The following is a 13036-nucleotide window of genomic DNA, read 5'->3' on the forward strand; positions in this document are numbered from 1 at the left end:
GGCTTAAGCCATGTACCGAAGCTGCGGACTTGTCCTTGTGACAAGTGGTAGAGGAGCGTTCTGTACGCCTGCGAAGGTGTGTCGTAAGGCATGCTGGAGGTATCAGAAGTGCGAATGCTGACATGAGTAACGATAAGATGGGTGAAAAACCCATCCGCCGAAAGCCCAAGGTTTCCTGCGCAACGTTAATCGGCGCAGGGTTAGTCGGCCCCTAAGGCGAGGCAGAAATGCGTAGTCGATGGGAAACAGGTTAATATTCCTGTACCGCTATATACTGCGATGGGGGGACGAAGGAGGCTAGGTCAGCCGGCAGTTGGTGTCCGGTTTAAGCGTGTAGGGAGTGCTTCTTGGTAAATCCGGAAGCACAATCCTGAGGCGTGATGACGAGCTCCCATGTGGAGCGAAGTGACTAATGCCATGCTTCCAGGAAAATCCTCTAAGCTTCAGGTATATAGTGACCGTACCCGAAACCGACACAGGTGGGCAGGGTGAGAATCCCAAGGCGCTTGAGAGAACCCGGGTGAAGGAACTAGGCAAAATGGTACCGTAACTTCGGGAGAAGGTACGCCGCTGACGGTGATGAGACTTGCTCTCTAAGCTGTTGGCGGTCGCAGAGACCAGGCCGCTGCGACTGTTTATTAAAAACACAGCACTCTGCAAACACGAAAGTGGACGTATAGGGTGTGACGCCTGCCCGGTGCCGGAAGGTTAATTGATGGGGTTAGTCTTCGGACGAAGCTCTTGATCGAAGCCCCGGTAAACGGCGGCCGTAACTATAACGGTCCTAAGGTAGCGAAATTCCTTGTCGGGTAAGTTCCGACCTGCACGAATGGCGTAACGATGGCGGCACTGTCTCCACCCGGGACTCAGTGAAATTGAAATCGCTGTGAAGATGCAGTGTACCCGCGGCTAGACGGAAAGACCCCGTGAACCTTTACTACAGCTTCACACTGAACTTTGAACCTGCTTGTGTAGGATAGGTGGGAGGCTTTGAAGCGGCGACGCCAGTCGTCGTGGAGCCAACCTTGAAATACCACCCTGGCATGTTTGGAGTTCTAACCTCGTCCTGTTATCCAGGACAGGGACCGTGTGTGGTGGGTAGTTTGACTGGGGCGGTCTCCTCCCAAAGAGTAACGGAGGAGCGCGAAGGTACCCTCAGCGCGGTCGGACATCGCGCATTGAGTGCAAAGGCACAAGGGTGCTTGACTGCGAGACTGACACGTCGAGCAGGTGCGAAAGCAGGTCTTAGTGATCCGGTGGTTCTGTATGGAAGGGCCATCGCTCAACGGATAAAAGGTACTCCGGGGATAACAGGCTGATACCGCCCAAGAGTCCATATCGACGGCGGTGTTTGGCACCTCGATGTCGGCTCATCACATCCTGGGGCTGAAGCAGGTCCCAAGGGTATGGCTGTTCGCCATTTAAAGTGGTACGCGAGCTGGGTTTAGAACGTCGTGAGACAGTTCGGTCCCTATCTGCCGTGGGCGTCGGAGATTTGAGAGGGTCTGCTCCTAGTACGAGAGGACCGGAGTGGACGTACCTCTGGTGTTCCGGTTGTCACGCCAGTGGCATTGCCGGGTAGCTAAGTACGGACGGGATAACCGCTGAAAGCATCTAAGCGGGAAGCCTTCCTCAAGATGAGATCTCCCTGGGAACTTGAGTCCCCTAAAGGGCCGTTGAAGACTACAACGTTGATAGGTCAGGTGTGGAAGCGCAGTAATGTGTGAAGCTAACTGATACTAATTGCCCGTGAGGCTTGACCATATAACACCCAAGTGCTTTGAGCTTGTGGTGAATGCAAGACATGACACTAGAATGCTTTCTCGAATGTGTGCTTATCGCTTAGGCGGTAAGCACCACCCTCTTGCCTGGCGGCAATAGCGAGCCGGAACCACCCGATCCCTTCTCGAACTCGGAAGTGAAACGACTCAGCGCCGATGATAGTGTGGGGCTTCCCCATGTGAAAGTAGGTCACTGCCAGGCATTTATACCCAAAACCCCGCCTCACCGGCGGGGTTTTTTTTGCTTCGCAAAAAAAGGGGACAGTCCCCATTTAAAACGGGGACTGTCCCCTTTTTTTGGTCCCCTTTTATATCGAGCGCAGGAAGCTGACCAGCTCGGTCAAAGGCACCTGGGTGCTGTTGCTGTCACGCCGGCCCTTGTATTCGGCCTCGCCAGCGTCCAAGCCGCGCTCGCCCAAAACAACGCGGTGGGGAATGCCAATGAGTTCCATGTCGGCGAACATCACGCCTGGGCGCGCCCCGCGGTCGTCATACAAGACCTCAAAACCGGCAGCACAAAGCTCATCGTAAAGCGCATCGGCAGCCTCGCGCAGGCGCTGAGATTTCTGCGCATTGATGGGGCAGAGCGCCACCTGAAACGGCGCGATAGCATTAGGCCAAATGATGCCTTTGTCGTCATGGTTTTGTTCAATGGCCGCTGCCACCACACGTGAGACACCAATGCCGTAACAACCCATGGTGACAACCTGTTCCCGCCCTTGTTCATCGAGCACGGTGGCACCTAGGGCTCGGCTGTATTTGTCGCCCAATTGGAAGATATGGCCGACTTCAATACCGCGGCGGATCTGCAATACCCCCTGACCATCAGGACTGGGATCGCCAGCCACCACATTGCGTAGATCAGCCACCTCGGGTTCAGGTAAATCGCGTCCCCAGTTAATGCCAAACAGATGCTGGCCATCTTGGTTGGCGCCCGCAGCAAAATCGCTCATGGCGACGACACTGCGGTCAGCAATAAAACGAATCGGTAGGTTCACCGGCCCCAATGAGCCAGGGCCAGCACCAATAGCCGCGCGTATCTCTACCTCGCTGGCCATGCGTAGTGGGCTAGCGACTTGGGGCAGCTTCTCAGCTTTAACCGCATTAAGGTCGTGATCACCGCGCACCAATAGTGCCACCAGAGGCGTTTCATGTTCTTCCGAAGCGGCCACCACAAGCGTCTTGATGGTCTTCTCTATGGGAAGCTGATAACCCGCCACCAGCTCGGCGATGGTATGCGCATCAGGCGTGTCCACAAGGCGCATGGTTTCTGAAGGCTCGGCGCGTGGCGTCAATGGCGCCAAGGCTTCGGCAAGCTCGACATTCGCGGCATAGTCGCTGGAATCAGAGACGGCAATCGCGTCCTCGCCGGCGTCGGCCAAGACATGGAATTCGTGGGAGTGATGCCCGCCAATCGAGCCCGTATCCGCTTGCACGGGCCGATAGGCTAGCCCACAGCGCGAAAAAATCGCGCAGTAAGCCGCATGCATCGCCTCATAAGTCTCATGCAAACTCGCGTCATCTAGGTGAAAGGAGTAAGCATCTTTCATCAAAAACTCGCGCGCCCGCATCAGCCCAAAGCGTGGCCGAATCTCATCGCGGAACTTCGTCTGAATCTGATAATAATTCACCGGCAGCTGGCGATAGCTGTTGATCTCGCGCCGCACCAAGTCGGTAATCACCTCTTCATGCGTGGGGCCGAAACAAAAAGCACGGTCGTGCCGATCATGAAGCCGCAGCAGCTCAGGCCCATACAAATCCCAGCGCCCTGATTCCTGCCAAAGCTCGGCCGGTTGTACGGCAGGCATCAGTACTTCTAAGGCCCCCGCGCGATTCATCTCCTCGCGGACAATGGCTTCTACTTTACGCAGCACTCTCAATCCCAGTGGCAGCCAGGTGTACAGCCCCGATGCCAAGCGGCGGATATAACCCGCCCGTAGCATGAGCTGATGGCTGATAATTTCAGCATCGGCCGGGGTTTCTTTGAGTGTGGCTAGAGGAAAACGAGAGACGCGCATACCAAGACTTTTTTGAGTGGATTAAGGATGCCGCACAATTTAGCATGAGCGGAGATTTGACAGCCATCCATTAGAAGCTTCTAATATGCGATGGCAACCCGCCAATCGCGAATCGCAAACCGGAGTACCCGCATGATGATGCGCCACCTGCAGGCATGGATTTTGGGCTTGGCATTGCTGCCCGCCGCAATCACCCAAGCAGACAGCACCCTGCCCACAGCCCCAGCGACCTGGCAAACGCTGCCATTAGAGCGCGTGCTCGATGCTCGCGTCGAAGCTGTGCAGCGGGCCACCGTCTCGGCGCAAACCAGCGGTCGGGTCGAACAAGTGCTGTTCGATGTCGATGACTTTGTTGAAGCCGGTGATCTGATTTTGCGGCTGCGCGATACTGAACAGCGCGCTGGCCTGGATCAAGCTGAGGCGGGACTGCGCGAGGCGCAAGCGCGGTTCGATGAAGCACGCGCTGATCATGCACGCATTCGTGACATTTTCGAACGTCAGCTGGTGGCGCGCGCCGAAATGGATAGAGCCAATGCCGCCCTGCAGGCAGCAGAGGCTCGCCTCGAAGCCGCCCGCGCCAACCGCGATGCCGCCCTTGAAGCCCTAGACTATACGCGGGTTACGGCCCCCTATGCCGGCATCGTCACCGAACGTCATGTCGAACTGGGTGAAACCGTCAGTCCCGGTCAGGCGCTGATGTCGGGGATCTCCCTGAATCAGCTGCGCGTGGTCACGCAAGTGCCCCAACGCGATATTCATGCGGTGCGCGAGTTTCGCCAGGCACGCGTGCAAACCGATGTTGGGCAGTGGCTTGAAGCCGAGTCTCTGACGCTGTTTCCTTATGCCGATCCCAATGCCGCCACCTTCCGCGTGCGTGCCCAACTGCCCGAGGCGGAAATATCGCTGTTCCCGGGCATGCTGGTGAAAATCGCCTTCACCGTCGGTCAAACTCAGCGCCTGTTGATCCCTGAGTCGGCCGTGCTTACCCGCAGCGAACTGGCAGCGGTTTACGTACAGGACGAGCAAGGCCGCCTAAGCCTGCGCCAGATTCGTCCCGGCTACTCGCAGGGCGAGGGCCAGATTGAAGTCCTGGCCGGATTGGCGGCCAACGAGCGCGTGGTGCTGGATCCGCTAGCAGCCGCCAGCGCCATTCGCCAGCAGCAGGAGAGCCGTTGATGGGTATTTCCGGGCGCATCGCCAAAAGCTTTCTGACCACGCAAATCACGCCCCTGCTGGCCTTGGTGGCTTTGCTCATGGGGCTGTTTGCGGTGTTGGTGACGCCGCGCGAAGAAGAGCCGCAAATCAATGTCACCTTCGCCAATGTCTTTATTCCCTTCCCGGGCGCCAGCGTCGAGCAGGTCGAACAACTGGTGAGCATCCCTGCCCAGCAGGTGTTATCCGAAATTGAGGGTTTGGAGCATGTGTACTCTTCCTCATTCCCCGGGATGTCGGTGTTAACCGTGCAGTATCTGGTCGGCGAACCGCGCACCGAAGCCATCGTCCGCCTCTACAACCAAGTCTTTTCCAATCAGGACTGGCTGCCGCCCAACCTTGGCGTAGGACAACCCATCATCAAGCCCAAGGGCATCGATGATGTGCCCATCATGGCCTTCACCCTATGGAGTGACGACCCCAGCATCGGCGGCCACGAGCTGCAGCGCGTTGCCCATAGTCTGGAAACCGAGCTCAAGCGTGTCCCCGGCACTCGAGATATCTACACCATCGGCGGGCCGGATAATGTCGTCTCCGTGCGTCTGGATCCTCAGCGGGTCAATGGCCATGGACTCAGCCTGGATGACCTGCGCCTAGCTTTAGCAGCCAGCAATGTCTCGCGCGATGCCGGGGCTTTGGTGCGGGACAATCAAGAAATTCCAGTGCAGGCGGGGGCATTTTTCAGCACAGATACGCAAGTCGCCAATCTAGTGGTGGGCATGCACCGCGGTAATCCTGTTTATCTCAGTGATGTCGCCGACGTGCAATTGGGCCCGGCCACCCCCCATAACTTCGTGCGCTTTGGCTTTGGCGCTGGCTCAGAGAGAACCCCGGTAGCGGGCATCAGTGAGCCGGCCGTCACCATCGCCATTGCCAAACAGCCCGGCACCAATGCGGTGGACATCGCCGATGCCCTGCTCAGCCGCATGGATCAGCTGCGCGGCACTCTGATCCCGGATAATGTGCAGGTTAACGTCACCCGTAATTACGGCGAGACCGCGGATGACAAAGCCCGCACTCTGATCCAAAAACTGATTTTAGCGACCGCCTCGGTGGTGATCTTGGTATGGCTGGCTTTGGGCTGGCGTGAGGCCATCATTGTCGGCAGCGCGGTGGTGATTACCTTGGCGGCCACCCTGTTCGCCTCTTGGGCTTGGGGCTTTACGCTCAACCGGGTCTCGTTGTTCGCGCTGATTTTCTCCATCGGTATCTTGGTCGACGATGCCATCGTCGTCGTGGAAAACATCCACCGCCACATGCAGATGGGGCGCAAGAAGCTGCTCGAGGCGATTCCGCTGGCGGTGGATGAAGTCGGCGGCCCGACCATTCTGGCGACCTTTACGGTGATCGCGGCGCTGCTGCCCATGGCCTTTGTCTCTGGCCTCATGGGCCCCTACATGAGCCCCATCCCGATTAATGCCAGTATGGGCATGCTCATCTCGCTGGCCGTGGCTTTTGTGGTGACGCCGTGGATGACCTACAAATTCCTGCGCAAACATGCTGAATCCAAAACCCCAGCCGAGGGTGGCCTGCCCCCAGAAATCCCGGGCGAAGATACCGAACACGCCGACCCCTGGCTGAACAACCTGGCGGAGAAAACCCTGCGCCCTTTCCTCAGCGGAGATGCCGCGCCGCGCCGCCGCCGCAGTCTGTATGGCGCAGTGGTGGTGCTGATTCTCTTGTCGGTATCGCTGACCTACTTCCAGGCAGTGGTACTGAAGATGCTGCCCTTTGATGATAAGTCCGAGTTTCAGGTGGTGCTGGAGATGCCTGAGGGTACCAGTCTTGAACACACGGTCGCCGTGCTTCAGGAAATGGCCGACACCCTCATCGACATCCCCGAAGTGCATGATTATCAGCTTTATGCCGGCACCGCCGCGCCCATTAACTTTAACGGTCTGGTACGTCAGTACTACCTGCGCGATCAAGCCCATATGGGCGATATCCAGGTGAATCTGGTGCACCAAAAACAGCGCAAGCGCAAAAGCCATGACATCGCTCTGGCCGCGCGCCCGGCGCTGCAGAGCATCGCTGAGCGTCATGCTGCCGTGGTCAAGGTGGTCGAAGTGCCGCCCGGTCCACCGGTGCGCGCGCCGATCGTCGCCGAGATTTATGGCCCTGATTATGCCGGCCAGATTGCCTTGGCCGAGCAGCTGCGCCAGCGCTTTGCCGCCACCGATGGGGTGGTGGATATCGATGACTCGGTGGAGTTTCCCGGGGATCGCCTAATCCTTGAGGTGGATCGCGAGCGCGCCGCGCAACTGGGTGTGTCTCAGGATGCCATCACCCGCGCAGTGCAGACCGTATTAGCCGGTGAGGATGTCAGCTATTTATTGGGCGCCAATGTGAAATACGCCGTGCCCATTCGTCTGGAGTTTGCTGCCGCCGATAAGGCCGATATCGAATCGGCGCTGTCGCTGCGCGTGCGTTCACAAAGCGGCGGCTTAATTCCGCTAGGCGAGATGCTCACGGTGGTGGAGAGTACGCGCGAACGATCTATCCACCATAAAAACCTAATGCCGGTGGTGTATGTCACCGCGGACATGGCCGGGCGCTTAGATAGTCCGCTGTATGGCATGTTCGATTTGGTATTCCAGCTGCGCCGTGACACCCTAGGTTTGGATCAACCTCTGAGTCAGTACTTCATCGACCAGCCAGGCGACACATTGACCCAGTACAGCATCAAATGGGATGGCGAGTGGCAAGTGACCTACGAGACCTTCCGCGACATGGGTCTGGCCTATTCTGTGGGCCTGATTTTGATTTATCTGTTGGTCGTGGCGCAGTTTCGTTCATACATGGTGCCTTTGATCATCATGGCGCCCATCCCGCTGACCATCATCGGTGTCATGCCCGGCCATGCCTTGATGGATGCGCTATTCATGGATGCCAAGTTCACCGCCACCTCGATGATCGGCATGATCGCGCTGGCGGGCATCATCGTGCGTAACTCGATTCTCTTGGTGGATTTTATTAATCAGGAAATAGAGCGCGGCGTGGAGCTGGCCGACGCTGTGGTGCGCGCCGGTGCAGTGCGCGCCAAGCCGATTGTACTCACCGGTCTGGCGGCGATGATTGGCGCTGGGTTTATCCTCGATGACCCGATTTTCAGTGGTCTGGCGATTTCGCTGATCTTCGGTATCTTGGTGTCGACCTTGCTGACCCTAGTGGTAATCCCGGTGCTCTACTTCAGCTACATGAAGGGCCGCAAATTAGCAGCAAGTCCATAGTCAGCGGTTTTCATTGCGCGAGGTGGCGCGCAAGAGGCTATCCAAAGCTCGGGTGGGCAAGATGCGCCGCAAAAAACCAAACACATGGGTGGGTACGGTCACCGCATAACGCGCCTTGGGCTTGGGACTTTCTAAGGCGCGGATTAAGACTTTGGTGACCGCTTCGGCCGGCAGGGTAAACGGCGCAGCCGGCCCCGGCTTGGTGAGGCGCCGTTCAGAGGCAGCATATTGAGGGGCGAAAAAACTGTTTTCGGTATCGATATGGGCTTTAAGTGCCGCATAGGCATTTGCGCGAAAGCGGGTTTCAATCGGTCCCGGCTGAATCAACACCACATGAATGCCGCTGCCATGCAGCTCCAATCTCAGGGTGTCGCTTAAGCCTTCCAAAGCAAACTTCGAGCAGTTATAAGCGCCGCGAAACGGCAAAGCCACAAACCCCAACACCGAACTGTTTTGGATGATGCGGCCATGCCCCTGGCGGCGCATCACTGGAATAATGCGATTGGTCAGATCCAACCAACCCAGGACATTGGTTTCTAATTGGCGTCTCAAGACGTCGCGGCGCAAATCTTCGACCGCACCGGCCTGACCATAAGCGCCGTTATTAAACAAGGCATCGAGACTGCCGCCGGTGGCCGCTAAAACCTCGGCAACAGCGCGCTCAATGCTCTGGCTGTCCTCCAGATCTAGCTGCAGAGATTCTTTCAGACCCTCAGCTTTAAGTCGCTCTACATCCTCCGGCTTGCGGGCAGTCGCAAAGACTCGGTAACCGCGCGCCTTTAAAGCGTGGGCGGCATGATGGCCAATGCCGGTAGAACAACCGGTGATTAAAATACTGCGGGTCATAAGCCAGGCCTCATTGATGCAGCGTGCGGCCGCCATCCACGCTGATGATCTGCCCGGTGATGTAAGGGGCATCACAGATCAAGAAGCGCACAGTCTTGGCGATGTCATTGGGATGACCCTCGCGTTTCAGTGCGGTGCGCGATAACACATCAGCCTGAGCCTCGCCATCATCATCCGCCTCTGGCCAGAGAATGGCCCCGGGCGAGACGCCGTTGACGCGAATCTCGGGCCCCAGCTCTTTGGCCAGCGAACGCGTCAACATGTGCAGGCCGGCTTTGGCGGCGCAATACACAGGGTGGGCTTTGAGTGGGCGCAAGGAGTGAATATCAACAATATTGATGATCACGCCCTGCTGCGCGCGCAAAGCCGGGGCCAGCGCCTGTGATAAAAACAGCGGCACTTTCAGGTTTGTACCCAATAAGTCTTCCCAGTGCTGCTCGGTAATCTCGCCCACCGCCGTGGGATAAAAACTCGAGGCATTATTGATCAGCACATCGATGCGGCCAAAAGCCGCCAGCGCCGCTTGCGCTAATTCGGGCAGAGCGCCGGCCGCCAATAACTCGCCTTGCACCAGTTTGACCGAGTCGGGCCGCTTGGCCTGCAGTTCATCCTGCAAAGCCTTGGCATCATCCGCCGAGCGGCGGTAATGAATCACCAGATTCATGCCCTCGGCATGCAACAGTCTGGCCGTGGCAGCACCAATACGGCGGCCACCACCGGTGATAAAAGCAACTGGGGAGTTTTCGGGCATGAGTCTTTCCTGAGGGGCATTTTTGAATTCGTGGGTTATTCTAACGGCAATGGATCCCCGAATGCGCCTGCCCCAGCCCGATGCCGATGCGCTGCACTTAAGCGAGCGATTGCTTGAGCTCATGCGCCGCCAAGCCGAGGATGGCTGGCTGGCCTTCTCGCGTTACATGGCTATGGCCTTGTATGCGCCCGGTTTGGGCTATTACAGCGCTGGCAGTCATAAGATCGGCAGCGCCGGTGACTTTATCACCGCCCCCGAGCTCTCGCCCCTGTTTGCTGACTGTCTGGCCAAACAGTGCCAGCAAGCGCTCAGCGCCTTGGCTGGAGGCAGCGTTCTTGAATTGGGTGCGGGCACGGGCCGCTTGGCCTTCGATCTACTCACGGCCCTGGAAAAGCAGGAAAGCTTGCCTGACGAATATCTGATTCTCGAGCCGAGCGCCGAGTTGCGCCAGCGCCAACAACAATGCCTAGAGGCCTTGCCCCCAGACTTAAGCCAGCGCGTGCGTTGGCTGGATGCCCTGCCCAGCGATGGCCAATTCCGTGGCGTGGTCATTGCCAATGAAGTCATGGATGCGATGCCGGTGGAGTTATTCGTCTGGCAAGCCGGTGAAGTATTTCAGCGTGGTGTGCGTACGCATGAGCCGCTTCGCTGGGAGGATAGGCCCGCCCCGCCGGCGCTGGCGGGCGCAGTACAAAAGCTCTTTGAATCCACGGGTAGCCAGTGGCCCGATGGCTATGCCTCGGAAGTGAATCTAGCCCTACCGGCTTGGGTCGCCGCTTTAAGCGCGTCGCTAGAGGCTGGATTGATGATCTTGGTGGACTATGGCTATCCGCGCCAAGAGTATTACCGTGCCGAGCGTTCTATGGGGACGCTGATTGCGCATTACCGCCACCGCGTCTTAGACGATCCGCTGCTGTGGCCAGGTCTGATGGACATCACCGCCAATGTGGATTTCACCGCGCTGGCTGAAGCCGCCGATGCCGCGGGTTTGGATGTCTTGGGCTATACCACGCAAAGCTGGTTTCTGCAGGCTTTGGGGTTAGAAGAGGCATTCCATGCCCGCAACACGGGCAAGCCCCGTGATCAGCTTAATCTCGTGGCCCAGGTGCGACAGCTGACCCTGCCGGCGGAAATGGGAGAGCGTTTCCAAGTCATGCTCTTAGGTAAGCAACTGGCCATAGAACCGCTGGGCACGCGTTTAAAAGACCTCAGACACCGTCTTTAACCACCCAACCCGCTTTGACGCTTTTCACCGCCTCTACTCGCTGGCGGTGCAGCTCTTCACCCAACTGCGGGCCGGCAAAGCCCTGTGCTTGAATGGCGGGGATATCTACATCGAGACATGCGGCGTAACAAGCGCGCAGATAATCCGCCTGCGGGTAGTCACGCTCCTCAAACCCCAGCCGCCCGCGGCTATCGGCCAAACACACCAGCAGCACATCCTCCAGCCGTTCACGCCGGCGAAACACATCCAAACGCTCCAACAGCTTCACCACTGTGGAAGGCTTGAGTTCGAGAGCTTGATGCACCGTGCCATGCCAACGCGTCACCACAGACGCGAATTCTTTAAAGCGCTTGGGTGCGGCCAAACGATCGCACAGAACCTGCACCAAGGGCACGCCGCGCTCTTCGTGGCCATGATGGCTGGGCAAAATCTCTTTTGGGGTCGTACCCTTGCCGAGGTCATGCGTTAAAGCCGCAAAGCGCAGCAAAGGGTCAGTGCTGAGTTGGGTGGCTTGGTCGAGCACCATCAGGGTATGCACGCCGGTATCGATTTCGGGGTGGTATTGCGGCGGTTGCGGTACGCCGAATAACACCTCGATCTCCGGAAATAACACGCCATGGGCGCCGCAATCGCGCAACACCTCGAAAAAGCAGCGCGGCTGTGTCGAGGCCAAAGCCTTGCGCAGCTCCTGCCAAACGCGCTCAGGAACCAGTGCATTAACCTCACCCGCCAGTACCATCTTTTGCATCAGTTGTCGGGTTTCCGGGGCCAATTTAAAGCCTAAGGGCATGAGTTTGGCCGCCAAACGCGCCACCCGCAAAATCCGCACCGGATCCTCGGCAAAAGCCGGCGAGATATGCCGCAGCCAACGATTGGCCAGATCATCCCGGCCACCATGGGGATCAACCAGCACACCGTCATCGCCGCGCGCCATCGCATTAATCGTCAGATCGCGGCGCAGCAAGTCCTCCTCCAGCGTCACATCCGGTGAGGCATGAATTTCAAAGCCGCGGTAGCCGGGGCCGGTATTGCGCTCAGTGCGCGCTAGAGCGTATTCCTCATGCGTCTGGGGATGCAAAAACACCGGAAAATCTCGCCCCACGGGCTGATAGCCCAGATCCAGCATCTGCTGAACTGTGGCGCCGACTACCACATGGTCATATTCCTGCACCTCCAGGCCCAGCAATTCGTCGCGCAGTGCTCCGCCCACCACATAGGTTTGCATCAGCATCGCTCCTTGCTGCCGCCCAGCTTTGGGTGATTTACCATGAGGCTTTTCCTCCTAACGGCTTATAGTATGACAAGGGCAGGAAGCGAACCCAAGGAGTTGGTTTGGATTGGATAGATCTGGCCGAACAGGCCATCGAGGCTTACGGCTACTGGGCGCTGGGCGCCTTGATGGTGGTGCTGGCCCCCGAGACGCTGATGCCCTTTGCGGGTTTTTTGGCGGGCGAGGGCTGGCTGAGTCTGACTTGGGTGATTCTCATCGGCAGTTTGGGCGGCACTCTGGGCTCGACGCTGATTTATGCACTGGCCCAACAAGTGGGCGAGGAGCGCACCCGGCTGTGGTTAGCGCGCCATGGCAAGTGGCTGCTGCTGCGCGAGCAAGATCTTAGCGGTGTGCTGCATATTTTCGCCCTGCACGGGCTGTGGTTGGTGGCGGTGGCGCGCTGCGTGCCGTCGCTGCGCAGCTTGGTCTCTATCCCTGCCGGCCTCCTGCCGATGGGGCTGGGTCCTTTTGTGCTTCTGACCTTTTTGGGCACGCTGATTTGGAACATCCTGCTGGCGGGTCTGGGTTACTTATTGGGTGGCCGCTGGCAGAGCTTAGAGCCCCTGCTCGGCAGTTATGCAGCCATCGTCTTGGGCTTGTTGGGGCTGGCTGTGTTGGTCTTTGTGATCCAGCGGCTGCTCAATCAATGGCTGGACGATCGCGCCTGAACTCGGCATGATGGCGCTCATTTAACACCGATTTC

General features: G+C 58.0%; 8 protein-coding genes and 2 rRNA genes (1 of these 10 running past the window's edge). 6 read left to right on the forward strand and 4 right to left on the reverse strand.

Annotated elements, in window-relative coordinates; translation table 11 throughout:
• Positions 1 to 1764, forward strand: a 23S ribosomal RNA gene (locus CKX93_RS06600) (it extends 1122 nt beyond the left edge of the window).
• A 103-nt stretch (positions 1765 to 1867) separates the two neighbouring features.
• Positions 1868 to 1983, forward strand: a 5S ribosomal RNA gene (gene rrf, locus CKX93_RS06605).
• Positions 1984 to 2089: 106 nt separating this feature from the next.
• On the opposite strand, the gene CKX93_RS06610 is transcribed toward rrf, so the two are convergent.
• Complete coding sequence (locus tag CKX93_RS06610) at positions 2090 to 3799, reverse strand: proline--tRNA ligase (RefSeq protein ID WP_076755860.1); 1710 nt, start codon at positions 3797 to 3799, stop codon at positions 2090 to 2092.
• Positions 3800 to 3937: 138 nt separating this feature from the next.
• On the opposite strand from CKX93_RS06610, the gene CKX93_RS06615 reads away from it, so the two are divergent.
• Positions 3938 to 4975: an efflux RND transporter periplasmic adaptor subunit gene (locus tag CKX93_RS06615; protein ID WP_084178697.1), complete on the forward strand. Its 1038-nt coding sequence runs from the start codon at positions 3938 to 3940 to the stop codon at positions 4973 to 4975.
• Positions 4975 to 8241 carry an efflux RND transporter permease subunit gene (locus CKX93_RS06620; protein WP_076755862.1) on the forward strand — a complete coding sequence of 1089 codons (3267 nt, stop codon included), beginning with the start codon at positions 4975 to 4977 and terminating at the stop codon, positions 8239 to 8241. The genes CKX93_RS06615 and CKX93_RS06620 overlap by 1 nt, the downstream gene beginning before the upstream one ends.
• Here the strand turns inward: CKX93_RS06620 and CKX93_RS06625 are convergent, their stop codons facing one another.
• Both CKX93_RS06625 and CKX93_RS06630 read right to left on the reverse strand, forming a co-directional pair.
• Positions 8242 to 9087 carry an SDR family oxidoreductase gene (locus tag CKX93_RS06625; protein WP_076755863.1) on the reverse strand — a complete coding sequence of 282 codons (846 nt, stop codon included), beginning with the start codon at positions 9085 to 9087 and terminating at the stop codon, positions 8242 to 8244.
• Between the two features lie 10 nt (positions 9088 to 9097).
• Positions 9098 to 9838 carry a pteridine reductase gene (locus tag CKX93_RS06630; protein ID WP_076755864.1) on the reverse strand — a complete coding sequence of 247 codons (741 nt, stop codon included), beginning with the start codon at positions 9836 to 9838 and terminating at the stop codon, positions 9098 to 9100.
• Between the two features lie 61 nt (positions 9839 to 9899).
• Here CKX93_RS06630 and CKX93_RS06635 point away from each other — a divergent pair, with 61 nt between their 5' ends.
• On the forward strand, positions 9900 to 11063 hold the full coding sequence (locus CKX93_RS06635) for a class I SAM-dependent methyltransferase (RefSeq protein WP_143339935.1): 1164 nt from the start codon (positions 9900 to 9902) through the stop codon (positions 11061 to 11063).
• Here the strand turns inward: CKX93_RS06635 and CKX93_RS06640 are convergent.
• Positions 11047 to 12288, reverse strand: coding sequence for a multifunctional CCA addition/repair protein (locus CKX93_RS06640; protein ID WP_076755969.1), 1242 nt, complete (start codon positions 12286 to 12288; stop codon positions 11047 to 11049). The two genes, CKX93_RS06635 and CKX93_RS06640, sit on opposite strands and share 17 nt — an antisense overlap.
• A 107-nt stretch (positions 12289 to 12395) precedes the next feature.
• On the opposite strand from CKX93_RS06640, the gene CKX93_RS06645 reads away from it, so the two are divergent.
• On the forward strand, positions 12396 to 13001 hold the full coding sequence (locus CKX93_RS06645; RefSeq protein ID WP_084178679.1) for a DedA family protein: 606 nt from the start codon (positions 12396 to 12398) through the stop codon (positions 12999 to 13001).
• Positions 13002 to 13036: the final 35 nt, after the last annotated feature.

The sequence above is a fragment of the Ectothiorhodosinus mongolicus genome (genome assembly GCF_022406875.1).
Taxonomy (GTDB): Bacteria; Pseudomonadota; Gammaproteobacteria; order Ectothiorhodospirales; family Ectothiorhodospiraceae; genus Ectothiorhodospira; species Ectothiorhodospira mongolica.

Excerpts from the sequence above, each read along its gene's own strand:
- CKX93_RS06635 (WP_143339935.1), top strand. The coding sequence starts at position 9,900 with ATGCGCCTGCCCCAGCCCGATGCCGATGCGCTGCACTTAAGCGAGCGA.
- CKX93_RS06620 (WP_076755862.1), top strand. The coding sequence starts at position 4,975 with ATGGGTATTTCCGGGCGCATCGCCAAAAGCTTTCTGACCACGCAAATC.
- CKX93_RS06615 (WP_084178697.1), top strand. The coding sequence starts at position 3,938 with ATGCGCCACCTGCAGGCATGGATTTTGGGCTTGGCATTGCTGCCCGCC.
- CKX93_RS06630 (WP_076755864.1), bottom strand. The coding sequence starts at position 9,838 with ATGCCCGAAAACTCCCCAGTTGCTTTTATCACCGGTGGTGGCCGCCGT.
- CKX93_RS06640 (WP_076755969.1), bottom strand. The coding sequence starts at position 12,288 with ATGCAAACCTATGTGGTGGGCGGAGCACTGCGCGACGAATTGCTGGGC.
- CKX93_RS06610 (WP_076755860.1), bottom strand. The coding sequence starts at position 3,799 with ATGCGCGTCTCTCGTTTTCCTCTAGCCACACTCAAAGAAACCCCGGCC.
- CKX93_RS06625 (WP_076755863.1), bottom strand. The coding sequence starts at position 9,087 with ATGACCCGCAGTATTTTAATCACCGGTTGTTCTACCGGCATTGGCCAT.